The organism is Acinetobacter pittii ANC 4050, assembly GCF_000399685.1.
GTDB classification, from domain to species: Bacteria; Pseudomonadota; Gammaproteobacteria; order Pseudomonadales; family Moraxellaceae; genus Acinetobacter; species Acinetobacter pittii_E.
The window spans coordinates 313205-330672 of sequence record NZ_KB976987.1; the positions used below are offsets into that span (position 1 = coordinate 313205).

Here is a 17468-nt window from a genome sequence, read left to right on the forward strand (position 1 = left end):
TAGACAACAACTTTTATTTAGCTGTAAGAAACTTATTGTGGCAGATGAGTGAGAGTTTTTTGATGCGGTCGTGAGCTAAGTAGATATTGTATTTATTGTCATATTTTACTCAGTCTTTAGAAAAATAGTATTTTCATAAAAAAATCAATATATGAGTCAGTAATATTTAGTTGATTTTTACAAACCGATACATTTGACGAACTTAATGCCTAATTAGTTTGAATTCCTTCTTTTTAAGAATCCTTTAAGCTTACCGCTCTTTTTTTCCATTGTTTTAAAGTTGTTTTTAAATATGAAAATTAAATATCTAGTTCTTGCTTTACTTCCACTTTCTTTAATGGCTTGTCACAAAATGCAAAATGAGACTGATAATGTAGTTTCTCAAGTTAATACATCAGCAGAAGAAAATTTGAGTGAATACAACTGGACTTATCAGGGGGCGAAAGCGTCTAAACCTCTAGTTTTATCATTTGCTGCAGACCAAAAACTTTCGATTGAAACTGGTTGTAATAGTCAGGGTGGTACATGGAAAGTTGAAGGGAACACGATTGTAACTTCACCATTAGTATCGACCTTAATGGCCTGTGTAGATAATGATTTAAAGAAACAAGAAGATTTATCTATTGAAGTTTTCAGTGAGAAAAAAGTTCCTTTTGAAATCAGCACTGTAAATGATCAAGCAATTTTGACTGTAACAGACAGTAAAGGTCAAAAGCATGTCTTTGCTGGTACAAAATTGTCAGCTAACAGTTAAGATCTTTGAGTGATTTTCACTCGTATCAATATGATGCGAGTGACTTAACCAAATATATTTCGGCATATAAGAGTTCCGCTAAATGTCTTAAGTGGATATTGTAAAAACAGTATTGCCTTAAGCTATCCAGAACTTCAGAAATATTTATAAAAATAAACGACCCATTGATTAATGGGTCGTTTAGCATTGAAAATTAATAAGAATGTAGTTTGTTAATGACCATGCCCGATTTCATCGCCAATCGCATGCGTTGGCGCTTTTTTGGCAGCGATAGAGAACCAAAGGACATAGACATAGCATAATAACGGAGCAATAAATGCAATTGATTTAGAACCAGTCATTTCTTCAAGCTTTGCAAAAACGATTGGTAAAATTGCACCTCCAGAAATTGCTAAAACAAGAAGTCCTGAAATTGCAGGAGTTGGAGCCGTTGAACGTTGTAATGTCAAAGTAAAAATGGTCGGGAACATAATTGAGTTAAAAAGCCCAATTAAGAGTGCTGCAAATGCTGGAATTAAACCTGTCGTATTTGGAACAGAAGTCAGAAGTACATTGATCATTCCGGTAGGAGCAGATGGGTTCATTCCGTTGGTCAGAATGATGATTGAACATAAAACAATTGCCCCAATCGCGACGACAGTTAACATCACATAATCTTTGAATACTTTCATCAATGCTGAACCAGCAAAGCGACCAATCATTGCAAATAGCATATAAAAGGTAGTGAGATGCCCAGCAGATTGTGCTTCGATATTAAGAATATTCGTTTGTTCTAAGAAAAGAAGTAGATTTAGAGAAATGGCAACTTCAGCACCGACATAAAGAAAGATACCAATTGTGCCGAGTCTTGCCCATTTAGAACCTAAAGCAGAGAATGGCGAAACAAATTGACCAGTTTGCGGGGCAGCAGCTGTAATTTTGTCACGGATGAGCCAAATTGCCCAAATGAATAAAGTAAGCATTAAGCCAATAGCAAGATAAACATTGGTCACAAAGCCCAGAGCTTCTTCTCGCATAATGTCTGTAATTACAATATTCTTTGTAAAGATTGGACCATTTAATAGGAATGATGCACCGAAAAATAAACCGCAGGCTGCGCCCAGTGAATTAAATGATTGTGATAGGTTCAGGCGAAATGCAGAGTCTTCGGGTTTGCCCATAGATGCAATTAATGGATTTGCTGCAACTTGTAGTAGGGTTACGCCCGCTGCCATAATAAATAATGCAATTAAAAACACCATATAAATGTGAACTTTGGCGGCAAGAATTGCGATAAAGCAGCCTGCAACAATGCCTCCTAGTCCGACAACAACCGATTTGGCATAACCAAATTTTGAAAGGAAGGCCGCAGAAGGTAAAGACGCAATAAAATAACCTAAGAAAAATGCAAATCCAGTTAAGCTGGCTTCAACAGGGGTTAATGTGAAAACGGTTTTCATCGTTTTCAATAATGGGTCGAGTAAATTGGTGACCAGAGCCCAAATGAAGAATAGAGCGGTAATATAAATCACGGCGATAGGAAGGCCGGTTTTTCTGCTATCCTTAGACTCGGGTATAGATAAGCTAGTATAACTTTTGGACATAAAAGTACCTACAATCCTTTTTAGAAAAAGCACCATTAATTCCTTGTGCTTTAATTATTTGAATGAAAATCTTATGTTTGTTAAACAAACTAAAATGATTTATAAGGATATGCTAGATAAGAGTTTCAACAAATTCCAATTGCATATTTTCACTATGCAATAACTTCTAGTTATTTAATAAAGACAATGTCGGGTTTTGATGTGCTGAGATATTAGACTTTAGATGGGGTAAAGGGTTTTCAAATATTTATTGATATATCTTGTTTTGATAACTATTAGTTATTGTTTAATCAAAATCTTGCATTAGACAACATCCGATCATGGACTTAGAGTACGGTGATCAGAACTTTCACGATCGTATCAGTTTAAATTAAAGCTAAATCATGATACTAGAACATAAATTCTGAAAAAACTTTAGCTTGTTGCATTGTATAACTTTAATAAAGTTCATTTATATGCCCAGCAAAATCAGGAAGGAAGCCAATTAAAGGCAGAGAGGATTATATGGATTTACAGCCCGCTCATTACCCAAGTTTAGTTAATCAAATTGTTTTTATCACAGGCGGTGGTAGTGGTATTGGTGCAGAGTTGACTCGTGCATTTCATTTGCAAGGGGCTCAGGTTGCATTTATTGATATTGATCAAACTGCAAGTCTGGCGTTAATTGAAAAATTAAAAGCTGAAACAGGACGAGCGCCATGGTTTCAAGTGTGTGATATCCGCGATATTGCAGCGCTGCGTAAAGTCATTGAAGACGTAGGGGAGCAACTTGGCCCGATTAGTGTTTTGGTCAATAATGCTGCGAGTGATGACCGCCACGACTGGCGTACGGTTGAGCCAGAATATTGGGATGATCGGGTAAATATTAATATACGCCCAGCTTTTTTTGCGATCCAAGCTGTTGCTTCTCAAATGATCAAAGCTGGTAAAGGTTCAATTATTAATTTTGGCTCCATTAGCATCCAGTTGGCCGCAGGTGAAATGCCTGCATATGTGACTGCCAAATCGGCTACACATGGTTTAACTAGAGCAATGGCACGAAGCCTAGGTGAGCACGGTATTCGAGTGAACACTATTGTGCCGGGTTGTATTATTACAGAAAGACAGTTGGATAAATGGATTTCACCAGAAGATGAAATCAATATCCAGAAACATCAATGTCTTAAATTTAGATTGGTTGCAGAGCATGTGGCACCAGCCGTCCTGTTCTTGGCATCTGATGCAAGTCAGGCCATTACAGCGACAGAATTACCTGTGAATGGTGGATGGGGCTAATTCACATGGCACATTTAGATGTTGTAGTTAAATTAGAAATGGATTTAGGGGAGAGCCCTTTATGGGATTATCGCCAGCAATGTTTATATTGGATTGATATTCATGTTGGGCGTATTTATGCATGGAAACCCAGTGTAGATAAGCAGCCTGTGAGTATTCAGTTAAATGAGCCTGTAGGGTGTTTGGCTTTAAGTGAACAGCATCATGTGATTGCTGCAATGAAAAGTGGGATATGCCAGCTTGATGCAGAACTTCAACCTGCGTTTGTCTTAGCCAAAAATCCGGAATGGGATGGTGAAAAGGGCAACCGTTTTAATGATGGCTGTGTAGATCCATTAAAAAGATTATGGGTCGGAACATTAGATAGTGAAGAAAAGCATTCAACAGCAGCTTTATATTGCTTATCTGGAACTGAACTTGAGAAGAAAAAATCAGGTATTACCATTTCAAATGGATTAGCGTTTAGCCCTGCCGGTGATTGGCTTTATCATACTGACTCTCCTAAACGACAGGTGGTACGTCATCGGTTTAATCCGCAAACCGGTGAAATTGGTGAGGCAGAATTGTGGATTAATTTAGATACTTATAATTTGCCGGGCGTTGTTGATGGTGCTGCCGTTGATAGTTTAGGGCGCTATTGGTGTGCACTGTATGGCGGCGGTCAGGTCGTATGTTTTTCTCCTGAAGGTGAGTATTTACATAGTTACTTGTTGCCATGTCCGCATCCAACAATGGTGACATTTGGCGGAGATGATTTAAAAACAATGTTTGTCACCACTGCTCGTCAGCATTTAACAAGCGAAGAATATTCGCTTTATCCGGATGCTGGAAGTTTGTTTGCATGTCAGGTTGATGTTCCAGGATTGGCGCAACCTATATTTAAGGGATCTATTTCCTAAACTAACCATTTATTTTTCGTGTGCAATTCTCTCTGTTCAAATAAATAGAGCTAGAGAGTTGCACCCAAAAAAAGATGAATCTTAAAAGGAATTTTATATGAACAAGCCTATATGGATTATGGGTGCAACAACTTTAATTTTGTCAAATGCTGTATCAGCCTTAGACATTAACGGTTATTTCCGTACAGGTATTGGAAGCAGTGACAATGGTCAAACACAAGAATGTTTTCAATTGACTGGAGCGCCGTCTAAATATCGTTTAGGCAACGAATGTGAGCAATATGGTGAATTAACAGCTAAACAGAATTTGATTAGTCTGAAAGACAATTCGACCATTTCAATCAATGGCATGCTACAGCTTTATAACCAATATGGAAAATCGCTGAGTTTCAGTGGTGAAGATGGATTTACCCGTTTAAACCAGATCTATCTGAATTGGGAAAATATTTCTTATTTAAACGGAGCCAATATCTGGGCAGGACGACGTTACTATAATCGTAATGATATTAATATGTCTGACTTTTACTACTGGAACCAAAGTGCTACAGGTTTTGGTATAGATGATTATAAAATTAATGGATTATCTTTGAGTTATGCATTTTCAAGAAAAGATAATGTATTTCAAGAAAAATATATCAATCGTCATGATGTGACGGTGAAAGATATTGATATTAATAAAAATAACAAACTTAATGTTGGGGTGTCTATTGTAGATACCGAACATACGGGTTGGGATTTTACGGTTCAAAATGTGACTACAAATGTATTTAATGGAAAGAATACGTTTGTGGTTCAGTACGGGGAAGGTTCCGGTACGGGCTTAAGTTATACGGGAAGTCCAGATGCTGACCGAGATGATTCATCATTCCGCGTTATTGATGTGATAGATTGGGCTTCTGAAAATAAAAAGTTTAATGGTCAAACAGAACTTTTATATCAAAAGAATAAATTTAAAAATCAGGAAGATACCGAATGGTACTCTGTCGGTTCGCGTTTAGCTTATGTCGTTCAAGATCATTTTAAGATTTCTACCGAGGTTGGTTATGATCAAATTAAAGGTGGTGATCAAAACCGCAATTTGACGAAATTGACCATTGCCCCAACATGGTCTTTAAAAGGTACGGGTTTCTATGACCGACCGGAACTTCGTTTCTATTACACTTATGCTTTTTGGAACTCTGATGAGCAAAAACTACGAGATTCTTTAAATACAGACAGTGCATTTTATCAACTGAGTCACGGATCTAATTTTGGTGTTCAGTTAGAGCATTGGTGGTAATGTTCGTACCTTTTCCATAACTCTTCAATGAGGAGTTTACTTGACCATCATTTTAGCTGAGCGAGTGTGGGTACAATATTGTTATTAAAGTTAAATCAAAAACAGCCTTTCTAGGCTGTTTTATTTCCTTATAAATGCTGAGAGTGCAGAACATCACCTTATTTTATAAATAAAATAAATATATATATTAGAAAACTTGATTAATTTTATTTTTCGTATATAATGAACATAACTAGAAAAAGTCATGTTTGGTAAATCTTCTCTAAGTACCGCAGTATTAGTCATAATCCTTCGTTTTTTTCAGATTTTCAGCTCCATTCTTTATTATTTCGATGTTACTCATAACCAATAAAATGGTTTAAATTTTTTAAAAAAACTAGGATGTATTATGTCTAATTCAAATATCATGAAAGGTACTGTTAAGTGGTTTAACGAAGCTAAAGGTTTCGGTTTTATCCAACCAGAATCAGGACCAGACGTTTTTGCTCATTTTAGCGAAATCGCTAACTCAGGTTTCAGAACGCTTGCTGAAGGTCAACGTGTTGAATTCAGTGTTGCACAAGGCCAAAAAGGCCCAAATGCTGTAAATATTGTTGCTCTATAAATAATTATAAGCACTCATAAATAAAAGCACTCACGAGTGCTTTTTAAATTGATTTTAAAGTTATTTTAAGATTATAAGTAAATTTTAAGTTAGGATATAAATTGTTAAAAATAAATGATTTAATTGCAAAATCTAAAAATGGTACAGAAATTCTAGTGTCTTTAATTCCTCTAAATAGAATACAAAATACACGTGAAGGTTTTAAAACTGTTGAAGTTGGTAAAAGAGTTCTTCTTTCCTCTGGAGTTGAAGTTGATTTAAATCTAGATGGGCGTACCTTTTATGCGTCTGCAAATCAATTATTTAAATTAGATTATAGAGTTAGTTAAAACTCAACTTGCTATTGGATATTTCGGTAGATCCATTATTTCTGCCATAATTTTATTAGGATATCGTCATGCTTAAACAAAATATCAGTGTTAAAGACCAGTTTGGAATTAAATACGTCATTCAGGCAACAGTAGATAATTATTTCGCTAATACTCAATGTTTTTCTAATTTGAAATACATTACAGTCGAAGGTGAAGATATACGCCCGGGTTTTGAAATGTTTTTTCAAAGCACTTTAAGTGGTAAAATTTTTAAAATTGATAAAATAAATTAATCTATCTTAACGCGGCAGGATAGAGTTCTAAGAATTTAATAATAAAGCGCAGGTGGTCAAAACCATACTAGCGCATTGCTAATTTTCAAACCCCTATACCCTTAAAAAAACCAACTTTATAAACCCCTCTTAAACAATCAATTATTGATTATTTATCCTTACTTTTTAATGATCTATTTTAAAGCAAATATCATTTTGTGTGCTTGACTGCAATAAATGTGAAGCTTATCCTTTGCCTGCTGGCCACATTGCCAGCCGGCTTTGACAGGCTGCAAAATAACTCCCGCATCAGAGTCATTCCTTCTGAGGAACAGTCTTGTGTGGTAGCTACTCGTTCCTTTCCCGTAGCGGTAGGACGGGAGAGGGACACCCTCGGGTGTGCTAGTTTGAGTTATTACTAGTCTGTCAACCTTCTTCCGTTCTGCCACCATAATTTTCATGTCTGGCAGAACTCCCAATAAAAAGGAGTTGGCTTTGCACATTCTTAAATTCTTGGCAGCCTTTGCCAAAAGCTATAACGACACAACTTAAATCATGTTTATCAGCTTGATGACCTTTAGGGTTTTCAGGCTTTAAGTCATTACGGCTCAAAAAACTTGCATCAACAATAAAACTTGAGATGTGCCAAGCACAGTCTTACGGCTTTGCTATGCCTTTTTTCTCCCAAAGAAGTATCTCATTTAGAAACAACAAGAATTTATAACGGTAAAAATATGCTACATTCAGATCTTCCGTTTCGTGCTTTAAGTGTGCTTCACACATCCCGATATCTTTTTAATAACTACGGTTTTCATAAAGTCGGAGTGGACCGCATTCTTGAATCTTCAAAAACTTCAAAAGCAACTTTTTATAATTATTTACATTCAAAAGAACGCCTCATTGAAATGAGTCTAACCTTTCAAAAAGATGGGCTTAAACATGAAGTGCTTTCAATTATCTATGTTCAAAAAGATTTAACGCTGTTTGAAAAGCTTCGCAAACTTTACTTTTTACATGCAGATTTAGACGGGCTCTATCATTTGCCATTTAAAGCTATTTTCGAGATAGCGAAAACCCATCCGAAGGCGTATCAGGTCGTAATTGACTATCGAAACTGGTTTATCAATGAAATCTACCATTTGCTTTTAACGAGCCATCCAAATGTTTCAAAACAAGATGCACACATGTTTTTGTTTACGATTGATGGGGCGATGGTACAGCTTTTAGATCCAAACAAACCAGATGAAAGGGAGAGGTTATTAGAGTATTTTTTTATACAGTTTATTTAAAGTATGAGGTGAATAAGTTGGGAAACTAGCGTATGCAGTGCCTATCTATAACGCTTTAACTGACCTCATAGATAGGCTCCAACTTTTATTAAGCAGATAAAAACTCTACATATTTAGAAATATCGACGTTCCCACCACTAATAATGACACCTATACGTTTACCTTTTAACTCATGTTTTAAATTACGTGCAGCAGCAAAGCCGAGACATCCTGTCGGTTCAACGACCATCTTCATTCTCTCTGCAAAGAACTTCATTGAAGTAACAAGGTCTTCGTCAGTTACAGTCAAAATGTCATCTACATTCTTTTGAATAATAGGAAATGTTAATTTGCCTAAATATTGCGTTTGAGCACCATCGGCAATCGTTTGCGGTGTATCAATATGAACAATTTCTCCTTTTCTAAAAGACATCTGTCCATCATTTCCTAGGGCAGGTTCAACACCATATATTTTACAGTTAGGCGAGAGCTGACGAGCAGAGAGGGCAGAACCAGCCAATAAACCGCCACCACCTAAACATACGAATAGGTAATCCAACTCACCTACTTCTTCAAATAATTCTTTTGCAGCCGTTCCTTGACCCGCAATTACATGTGGGTGGTCATAAGATGGAATTAAGGTTAGGCCATTTTTTTCAGCGATTTCTTTTCCAATTTTTTCCCGATCTTCTGTATAACGGTCAAATTCAACAATATCCCCGCCGTATTCTCGCGTTGCTGTCATTTTTGCAGCAGGAGCATCTTTGGGCATGATGATTGTGGCGGGAATACTAAGAATTTTTGCTGAAAGTGCAATCGCTTGTGCATGGTTTCCCGAAGAGAAAGCAACCACGCCCGCTTTTCTTTGAGCCTCATTGAATTGCAAAAGTGCATTCATTGCGCCACGAAATTTGAAAGCACCAACACGTTGAAAATTCTCACATTTAAAGAATACTTCTGCTTTAAATTCATTGTTAACAGTACGTGAAGTTAAAACAGGAGTCTTATTTGCAAAACCTTTTATGCGTTCAGCAGCGGCTGCGACATCTTCATAAGTTGGAAGGGTTAAATTTTTCATAATTAAACCTAATTCTATTCAATGTTTTTGAGTTCAAGATTCCGTATTGCGCAAGGAATACACTAAATATTAACCTTTTTAGATAAAGTATATACTTTTGGATAAAATGTCTAATTTTATTTTCTAATGGGATAACAATGGGATATAAGATTTTGATTTACATTAAGTTTAAAATTAGATAAAAAGTCTAAATTACTATTGCATGCTTTACACTCGAGTTTGAAATAGTAAGCAAGTCATTTGGAGGAAATACATTGGACAATCGTGATAAACATTTACTCACTCAACTCGATACTATCGCGAAGGGGTTAAGTGAAACGCTATTTCCTTTTTGCGAAGTTGTTGTCCATGACTTAACAAATCCTGAGCATGCCATACTCTCAATACACAATAATTTATCAGGCCGAAAAGTTGGTGATCCGGCAACTGAGTTAGGGCTGGCTAGAATCATGTCTCCAGAATTTCCAAATCTTATTTCAAACTATGCAAACCAATTTGCTGATGGTCGCCCTGCAAAAAGTACTTCTATTGGTATTAAAGATGAAGAGGGGCAGTATGTGGCCGCTTTATGTATGAATATTGATTTAACCCTATTTCGGGGAATGCAAAGCGCTTTAGAACAGTTTGCTAAAATTGAAACTGATAACATTGTTGAAAATTTGGAGCCGAAAGGTACTGAAGCAATTCGGAAATATATCGATCAATTTGCTTCAAAACATGCCACTACACCACGCATGTTAAAACTTAATGAGCGGAAACAATTAATACATGAGTTAAAAAATAATGGTTTATTAGATATTAAAAAGGCTGTCGAGACAGTTGCACAACATTTAGGTATATCAAGAGCAAGTGCCTATTTGTATGTGAAGGAAACTTAAAAGTTTTATCTTATTCATCAAAAAACAACTTGTTTATTTAACATGACTCATTTAAATAATTGAATGAATAGGAACGCGCAAGCATCTCTATAGCTTGATCTAGTTTAGGAGGTCGTTATTTGAAGTTATTTATTATTATATTTATTGCGATTTTTTCCAGTATCGGACTGATTTGTTTAATTGCTCTGCTTAGAAATTTAAAAAATTATTCACCATCTGGTGAGCATGATCATTCATCTTCTTCAACGCATCATTTTCACGATAACAGTGCTAGCCATCATCATAGTACTAACCATTCAAATGATTGTTCGTCATCTTCAGACTCAGGTAGCTGTGATAGCGGTGGTGGCGGAGATTAAAAAAAGCCCTTTTATGCAAAGGGCTGTTGGTGATTTAAGGCAAATCAAACCAGATAAATTGACTGTCTTCAGTTGCTTGAATGGTCGCTTTGTCTTCACAAACTAGAGCATCACCGGCTTTAACTTCTTGATCGCCAATGCGAACTACACCTGAAATCACGTGCACATAGTTCACTTTTTTAACCGTATCGACAGTTAACTCATGGCCTTTTTCCAATACAGCGGACTTTACTTCTGCATCTTGGCGAATATGCATTGGTGCATTTGCATCAGGCCCTGCAATTAAATGCCATTTGTTTGGCTCTTTACGTGGGTCCAAATTAATTTGTTGATAATTTGGCTCGGCATCTCTTTCATTTGGAATAATCCAGATCTGTAATAAATGTACAGGCGTATCAGTGTTGTTGATTTCACTGTGGGCAACACCTGTGCCGGCGCTCATAAGTTGCCATTCACCCGCTTTAATCTGGCCTTCATTTCCCATCGTGTCGCGGTGTGAAATGGCACCATCTAACACACAGGTTAAGATTTCCATATTGTCATGTGAGTGCGTACCAAAACCATTATGCGCATCAATCTGGTCGTCATTAATTACGCGTAGAGCGCTTACACCCATATATTTAGGGTCGTACCAGCTACCAAATGAAAAGCTATGATAAGACTCTAACCAGCCTGCTTTTACATGACCTCGATCTTCACTACGATGTAGATAAGCATTCATGACCTAATCTCCCAAATTTTTATTTATCTCTTGAGAAATATCTTAATGTTCTATGAAGGGCGAAAAAATAGGTTAACTGCAACATGTCGTTGCATAATTGATATGATTATAGAGTTCTTTACTCATATATTTTTAAGAATAAAAAAAACCTGCCATGAAGGCAGGTCTTTAATGGAACTATTAATTACTCAAGGAATTTAACAGTTACGCCAGAACGTACTTTACTTCCTAAATCGTTTGCATCCCAGTTAGTTAAACGGATACAACCGTGTGAAGCTGTTTTAGAAATTAAAGACGGGTTTGGTGTTCCGTGGATACCAAAAGATTTTTTACTTAAACCAATCCAGATATTACCTACAGGAGCATTTGGACCTGGTGGTAAAGAAAGTGGTTTTAGGTTTTTACCTTGTACGAAATTTGAAGGTGAGTAGCTGTACCATGGGTTACGTGCTACACCAACTACCTTGTAAGTACCGGTCGGAGAAGGCGTATCAGTACTGCCAATTGTTGCAGGAAATGAGGCAATCATTTGGTTCCGGCTATTGAAGAGGTACAGTTGTTTTGCACCTTTATGCGCAATAATCAAATGAATGTCTTCTGGTAAATCATTGCGTACATTTGGAACAATGATTTTTTCGCCCACTTTTTTGAATGTCGCAGTTGGGTTAATTTTCTTTAAGAAAGCTTCATCAATGTGAAACTTCTCACCCAACATTTCGCTAACACGCGTGTAGTACAAACCTTTCATTTTGGCCTGTAATGCGTAGTCAGAAGGAATCGACTCAGCATATGGACCTTTTAAGTCAGCATCAGAAATTGTGTATTCAATAAATGCTGGCTTTGTTTGTTTAGCAACTAAAGCATCCCAAGTTTCTTTAGTGAGTTCACCAGTAGGTGACAAACCATTCATTTGTTGGAATGAAGAAATTGCTTTTAAAGTATTTTTACCACTCATGCCGTCAATTGCACCTGGTGATGCATGTGCATTATTTAGCATAACGTGAGCACGTGCATAAACTGGAAGCTGGCCTTTACCAATATTTTCAGACCATTCTGCCGAGTTTAAGCTATCTAAAGTCCATGATGCAGCGGTTGTCGCAGTAGTCGTAGACGCAGCAGTGGTTTTAGCAACAGCTGGAGTCGACGCCGCGATGCCTGATACAGCATTTGGGTCTTCAGTTTTCTGTAAATTTTGTAATGTTGTTGACGCTCGATTTAGGTCATTTTGTTCTTGAGCGGTGATTTGTGTCGGAGCTTGAGCTTGTACAGTTGAAGCTGCTTCTACTGCTAAAGGATCAATCGGATCTTCTACAGGAGCTGATACCTTTTTAGGGTTCAGGGGTTGCTCAGTTGTTGAAGCAGCAAAAGCAACATTAGCAATAATACAACTTAAACTCATAGCGAGTAATGAGCGAACAAACATGTAATTCAACCTTAAGAATTTTCATATAAGCAATAGGAAGATTGATTTGATCTCAAAGTGCATAAAACTACCAATAACTCATCTCTATGAGCCCAAGATTGGCAATTTAGTGATTAAAAGAATATCAATAAACCCAATGTAACATGTTGCAAGTATTGCAGAAAAGCCCGCTACTTGCAGTAGACTTTTGTGTAAATATGCATTTTTTAGTAGATTGACGCGTTTTTTGTGTGAAATTGAAATTATAAAATTCTCTATGTTTTTGATATGATGCTGCCACATAAAGAATATAGAGATTGGTAATGACGACTTTGAAAAATGATCGTTTCCTACGAGCTTTGTTACACGAACCTGTAGATACCACACCGGTATGGATGATGCGTCAAGCAGGACGTTATTTGCCTGAATATCGTGAAACACGTTCAAAAGCAGGCGACTTTCTATCTCTATGTAAAAATACAGAATTTGCTTGTGAAGTAACTTTGCAGCCTTTACGCCGCTACGACTTAGATGCAGCGATTTTATTTTCAGATATTTTAACAATTCCTGACGCATTAGGTTTAGGGCTTTATTTTGAAACTGGAGAAGGTCCTAAGTTTCAAAAGACTGTTCGTACTGAACAAGATGTCGCGAATTTACCAAAGTTAAATGCAAAATCAGATCTTGATTATGTGATGAATGCGGTAAGTACAATTCGCTCTGCTTTAGGTGGTCAAGTTCCACTGATTGGTTTTTCTGGTAGTCCTTGGACGCTTGCAACTTATATGGTTGAAGGTGGTTCAAGTAAAGAGTTCCGTTTTACTAAGCAAATGATGTATGCGCAGCCAGAAGTTTTGCATGCTTTACTTGATCATTTAGCAGATTCAGTCATTGATTATTTAAATGCTCAAATTGATGCAGGTGCTCAGGCGATCCAGATCTTTGATAGCTGGGGCGGGGCATTAGCACACCGTGAATATGTCGAATTCTCTTTAAACTACATGAATAAAATCATTGCAGGTTTACAGCGTGAGAAAGACGGCCGACGTATTCCTGTTATTGTGTTCACCAAAGGTGGCGGTCAATGGTTAGAACCGATGATTACCACTGGTGCAGATGCATTAGGTTTGGACTGGACTACTCCGCTCAATACAGCACGTAATGTTGTCTCTGGACGCGTAGCGTTACAGGGTAATCTTGATCCTGCTGTTTTATATGGCTCGGCTGCTTCAATTGAAAAAGCAGTGAAAGCGATGTTAGACGATGCCTACGCAAATGGTGAAAAAACAGGTTACGTTGCTAACTTAGGCCACGGGATTACCCAATGGGTAGACCCTGCACAGCCAAAAATCTTTGTAGATACAGTACATGAGTATAGTGCTAAATATCTAGGATAGTTTTTTGTGCGCCATCTGACTTTACCAATTCATTTTATCGGCAAGGCTGTTTCGGCAGCCTTGTTTGGTATTCTGCTTTTAATTGCTTTTGCTTTAACAGCGCCGATGGGAAGCCATGAATATATGGGTTTTTATCGCTATGATTATTTACTCATCTATGCATTGTTAATCCAGATCTGCTTACTTTATTTAAAGCTTGAATCATGGGCAGAAGCCAAAGTTATTGCTTTATTTCATGTCATGGCGATGGTCATGGAAATATTTTTAACGCATCCCGCGATTGCATCATGGCAATATCCTCAGCCCGCCGTATTTAAAATCTTAACTGTGCCTTTATTTGCAGGCTTTATGTATTCGGCTGTGGGTAGTTTTTTTGCACGTTCAATCCGACTGTTTCAAGTTTCTTTTGAAAAGCTTCCTAGTTTTGGAAGCATGCTTTTATTGGCATTTTTCTCATATATAAACTTTATGAGTAAATTTTTTGTACCTGATATTCGCTATATTTTATTTGCGATCAGTATGTTTATTTTTTGGAAGACTAAGCTTTATTTCCAGCTCAATGTCCATAAATTTAAAATCCCGATGTTACCTGTATTGTTTACACTCGCTTTTCTCATCTGGATTGCTGAAAATATTAGTACTTTTTATAAAATTTGGCTCTATCCAAGTCAGGTAGATGCTTGGCATATGGTGGGCTGGGGTAAACTTGGTTCATGGTATTTATTATTACTCTTAAGTTTAGTACTGGTGCTTAAAATATTAGGTCATCGAGATTATCAAGGTAACTGGAATTTAAGATAAATTTTTCTTTTGCACTTTTTATCATATTGTTTATTTTTTAATTGCTAATTCACAGCCTTCTCGTTATCTTTAATAGCGTGTAATAAAAATTACACATAACAATACAACACATAAGAAACAATCAATAATGATTTTGGAGTTATACATCTATGTTAAAAAAATTAGCTTTAGCTGCCTTATTAGCAGCTGGTTCAAGTGTTGCAATGGCTGACAACGATGTAGGTTGTGGTGTGGGTACACAAGTCTGGGCTGGCAAAAAAGGAGTAGCGCCTAAAATTCTTGCTGCGACAACAAACGGTATTTTTACTAACCAATTACTAGGGATCACTTTCGGTACTTTAGGCTGCCGTCAAGGCGGAACAGTAACTGCTCAAGTGGTTACATTCACAAATGAAAATGCTGAAGCTTTAGCTCGTGATATGGCAGTAGGCCAAGGTGAAAGCCTGAACGTACTTGCTGAGTTAATGCAAATTAAACCTCAAGACAAAGATCGTTTCTTCAAAGTTTCAAAAGCAAACTTTGGTGAAATCTATTCTGCAAACAACCAAAATACGCTTCAAGTATTAGCATCATTACAAACTGTAATGGCTAAAGACGACGTTTTAAAAGCTTACGTATAAGTTTGAAACTGAAAACCCTGTCGTATGGCAGGGTTTTTCTTATATTTAATGATAAAAATTGATGAGCTTAATGAAGTCAGTTGTTTTAGTTTTTGCCTCTTTGGCAGTGAATATTGCGTATTCAGCAGATATAAATCCATCTATTCAAAAATATTGGTCAATCGCAGAACAACAAAATCTAGATCAAGACATTACATGGCAAAGGCTCATGTATGCCAATAAAAACCAGAAAAGTGAGGTCACTTACGGTGGCTATTTCCTATCAAAAAATGGAAAAAATAATCTAAAAGAAGAGCTGAAAGCGGATATCTCGGCATTATTTATGCCCGCTCAAGATAATCAGTCGATTCGTTGTAAGTTCCCTGCACGTAGCCAATGGCTCATACAAAAAGTCGGTATTCAAGAAAATGAATTGCCTCAAGTAAAATGTTCAGAATTTGAAAACTGGATTGGGCAGATTAAGCCCTACAAAGCGACATTAATTTATGCGACCGATTTTATGGGCAATCCTAGCTCCATGTTTGGCCATACGTTATTGCGTTTAGACCCTAAAGATCAGCAACAATTAAATTTAGTTTCCTACGCTGTAAATTATGCAGCAACTGTGGCAGGGAACGACAACTGGTCATATGCATGGAAAGGTTTAACAGGGCAGTATCCGGGTGAATATTCATTGATGCCTTATTATCGTAAGGTAAAAGAGTACGGCGATTTTGAAAGCCGTGATTTATGGGAATATGAGTTAAATCTATCACCTGAAGAAACTCGGTTTTTAGTAAGTCATATTTGGGAAATGCAACATGTGAGCTTCCCTTATTATTTTGTGAGTGATAACTGCGCCTATAGGCTTTTAGGGTTAGTCGATTTAGTAAAACCTGAATCTAACTTACAAGAAAAATTTACTTATGCCTCCATTCCAATGGAAACCATTAAATCGATGCAGCAGCAGGGCCTCACCAAAGCTCCTGTGTATCGACCTGCTTTAGAAACTCAGCTACTAGCCCAAGCTCATCAGCATGGTGCCTCTTTGGCGAAGGTGGCTCATCAAATTACGAGGCTACCTACACAGCAGTCTTCTCAGATTTTAAAATCATTTAGTGAACACGATCAGGCTAAAATCCTCGAGATGGCTTACGATGATTTATATCTCCAATTTATTAGCCGAAAAATAGAAGAAAGTGTTGCTCAACCGCAGTTACGTCAGCTTTTAGCGCTAAGAAGTCAGATTGATTTAGATAAGCAACGTCAAGAACCTAAAAGACCAGCAAAGGAACCAACTCAAGGTCATAACGCTCGTAACTTTTCCGTGAAAGCTGGAGAGGTGCAGGGTGATAAGTTTATTGAACTTGGCCATCGGCAAGCCTACCATGACTTAATAGACCCTCAAGGCGGATATCGTGCAGGTACTCAATTACTCTTTTTAAATGGTAATGCGCAGTGGCGAGATGACCATTTAAAACTAGAACGTCTTGATTTACTCGAAGTAAATTCTTATAACCCGATTCAACCTTTTAAAACACCGCTGAGTTGGGGATTTAACTTAGGCTGGCGTCAGGAAGCCATTCATGATGGAAGCTTTAATGAAGACAAACAACACGGCGTCGCAAGCTTTAATGCACAGGTCGGTTACAGTCTTGCTGACTATGAGCGCAAGCATATTTGCTATGGGCAACTGCAAAGCTACGTACAAACTGGTTCAAATCTAGATAAAGGATGGCGTGTAGGCGTAGGTCCAACTTTAGGTTGTATGAACCAATGGTTTGAGCGCTTCAACTCTGTCGTGCAAATCGAATTGCCCTATTGGGAAGACCAAAATCAATGGAATTTGAGAGTCAATACGCAGTGGCAATATGTGATTAATCGCAATAATGCTGTTCGATTAAATTGGGATTATGAACAACAAAATCATCAAGACTGGATGAAATCAAGTCTAGGATATGTTTGGTTCTTTTAAAGAATAAGCCCAT

The 17468-nt window shown here is 37.2% G+C and carries 18 protein-coding genes and 1 pseudogene; 14 read left to right on the top strand and 5 right to left on the bottom strand.

The genetic code is table 11. The annotated features are described in order from the left end of the window. Positions 1-292: 292 nt before the first annotated feature. Positions 293-742: pseudogene (locus F931_RS05395) on the top strand (META domain-containing protein); the annotation flags it as partial. 224 nt (positions 743-966) lie between these two features. On the opposite strand, the gene F931_RS05400 reads toward F931_RS05395, so the two are convergent. Further along, positions 967-2337: a sugar MFS transporter gene (locus F931_RS05400; protein WP_031945482.1), complete on the bottom strand. Its 1371-nt coding sequence runs from the start codon at positions 2335-2337 to the stop codon at positions 967-969. A gap of 504 nt (positions 2338-2841) precedes the next feature. Between F931_RS05400 and F931_RS05405 the strand changes: the two genes are divergently transcribed. The 6 genes from F931_RS05405 (at position 2842) to F931_RS05430 (ending at position 6998) form a co-directional block, all read left to right on the top strand. Beyond that, the gene (locus F931_RS05405) at positions 2842-3612 is read left to right on the top strand and encodes an SDR family NAD(P)-dependent oxidoreductase (protein WP_016140415.1); all 771 of its coding nucleotides are present in this window, start codon (positions 2842-2844) and stop codon (positions 3610-3612) included. 5 nt (positions 3613-3617) lie between these two features. Continuing rightward, positions 3618-4511, top strand: coding sequence for an SMP-30/gluconolactonase/LRE family protein (locus F931_RS05410; protein WP_016140416.1), 894 nt, complete (start codon positions 3618-3620; stop codon positions 4509-4511). Positions 4512-4608: 97 nt separating this feature from the next. After that, on the top strand, positions 4609-5790 hold the full coding sequence (locus F931_RS05415; protein WP_016140417.1) for a maltoporin: 1182 nt from the start codon (positions 4609-4611) through the stop codon (positions 5788-5790). Positions 5791-6178: 388 nt separating this feature from the next. Next, entirely contained in the window at positions 6179-6394 is a 216-nt protein-coding gene (locus F931_RS05420; RefSeq protein WP_003650532.1) for a cold-shock protein, read from the top strand. 101 nt (positions 6395-6495) lie between these two features. Next, complete coding sequence (locus tag F931_RS05425; protein ID WP_016140418.1) at positions 6496-6723, top strand: hypothetical protein; 228 nt, start codon at positions 6496-6498, stop codon at positions 6721-6723. 68 nt (positions 6724-6791) lie between these two features. Further along, positions 6792-6998 carry a hypothetical protein gene (locus F931_RS05430; protein ID WP_004643550.1) on the top strand — a complete coding sequence of 69 codons (207 nt, stop codon included), beginning with the start codon at positions 6792-6794 and terminating at the stop codon, positions 6996-6998. 405 nt (positions 6999-7403) lie between these two features. Here F931_RS05430 and F931_RS21860 read toward each other — a convergent pair whose 3' ends face one another. Next, positions 7404-7589 carry a hypothetical protein gene (locus tag F931_RS21860; RefSeq protein WP_212749810.1) on the bottom strand — a complete coding sequence of 62 codons (186 nt, stop codon included), beginning with the start codon at positions 7587-7589 and terminating at the stop codon, positions 7404-7406. A gap of 122 nt (positions 7590-7711) precedes the next feature. Here F931_RS21860 and F931_RS05435 point away from each other — a divergent pair, with 122 nt between their 5' ends. Continuing rightward, entirely contained in the window at positions 7712-8266 is a 555-nt protein-coding gene (locus F931_RS05435; RefSeq protein ID WP_016140419.1) for a TetR/AcrR family transcriptional regulator, read from the top strand. An 88-nt stretch (positions 8267-8354) separates the two neighbouring features. Here F931_RS05435 and F931_RS05440 read toward each other — a convergent pair whose 3' ends face one another. Then, positions 8355-9323, bottom strand: a complete 969-nt coding sequence (locus F931_RS05440) for a threo-3-hydroxy-L-aspartate ammonia-lyase (protein WP_016140420.1) — start codon at positions 9321-9323, stop codon at positions 8355-8357. A gap of 254 nt (positions 9324-9577) precedes the next feature. Between F931_RS05440 and F931_RS05445 the strand changes: the two genes are divergently transcribed. Continuing rightward, positions 9578-10201: a helix-turn-helix transcriptional regulator gene (locus F931_RS05445; RefSeq protein WP_016140421.1), complete on the top strand. Its 624-nt coding sequence runs from the start codon at positions 9578-9580 to the stop codon at positions 10199-10201. A 119-nt stretch (positions 10202-10320) separates the two neighbouring features. Further along, positions 10321-10560 (top strand): hypothetical protein, encoded by a 240-nt coding sequence (locus F931_RS21865; protein WP_080649434.1) that lies wholly within the window; start codon positions 10321-10323, stop codon positions 10558-10560. Positions 10561-10594: 34 nt separating this feature from the next. Here the strand turns inward: F931_RS21865 and F931_RS05450 are convergent, their stop codons facing one another. Together F931_RS05450 and F931_RS05455 are read right to left on the bottom strand one after the other, a co-directional pair. Continuing rightward, positions 10595-11281 carry a pirin family protein gene (locus F931_RS05450; protein ID WP_016140422.1) on the bottom strand — a complete coding sequence of 229 codons (687 nt, stop codon included), beginning with the start codon at positions 11279-11281 and terminating at the stop codon, positions 10595-10597. A gap of 184 nt (positions 11282-11465) precedes the next feature. Continuing rightward, positions 11466-12704 carry a L,D-transpeptidase family protein gene (locus F931_RS05455; protein ID WP_016140423.1) on the bottom strand — a complete coding sequence of 413 codons (1239 nt, stop codon included), beginning with the start codon at positions 12702-12704 and terminating at the stop codon, positions 11466-11468. A gap of 302 nt (positions 12705-13006) precedes the next feature. Here F931_RS05455 and hemE point away from each other — a divergent pair, with 302 nt between their 5' ends. From hemE to F931_RS05475, 4 genes are all read left to right on the top strand, one after another. After that, complete coding sequence (gene hemE, locus F931_RS05460; RefSeq protein ID WP_016140424.1) at positions 13007-14080, top strand: uroporphyrinogen decarboxylase; 1074 nt, start codon at positions 13007-13009, stop codon at positions 14078-14080. A 6-nt stretch (positions 14081-14086) separates the two neighbouring features. Then, positions 14087-14881 (top strand): DUF817 family protein, encoded by a 795-nt coding sequence (locus F931_RS05465; RefSeq protein WP_016140425.1) that lies wholly within the window; start codon positions 14087-14089, stop codon positions 14879-14881. Positions 14882-15030: 149 nt separating this feature from the next. Then, positions 15031-15501 carry a DUF3015 family protein gene (locus F931_RS05470; protein ID WP_003650547.1) on the top strand — a complete coding sequence of 157 codons (471 nt, stop codon included), beginning with the start codon at positions 15031-15033 and terminating at the stop codon, positions 15499-15501. A 61-nt stretch (positions 15502-15562) separates the two neighbouring features. Continuing rightward, positions 15563-17455, top strand: coding sequence for an Lnb N-terminal periplasmic domain-containing protein (locus tag F931_RS05475; protein WP_025470266.1), 1893 nt, complete (start codon positions 15563-15565; stop codon positions 17453-17455). Positions 17456-17468: the final 13 nt, after the last annotated feature.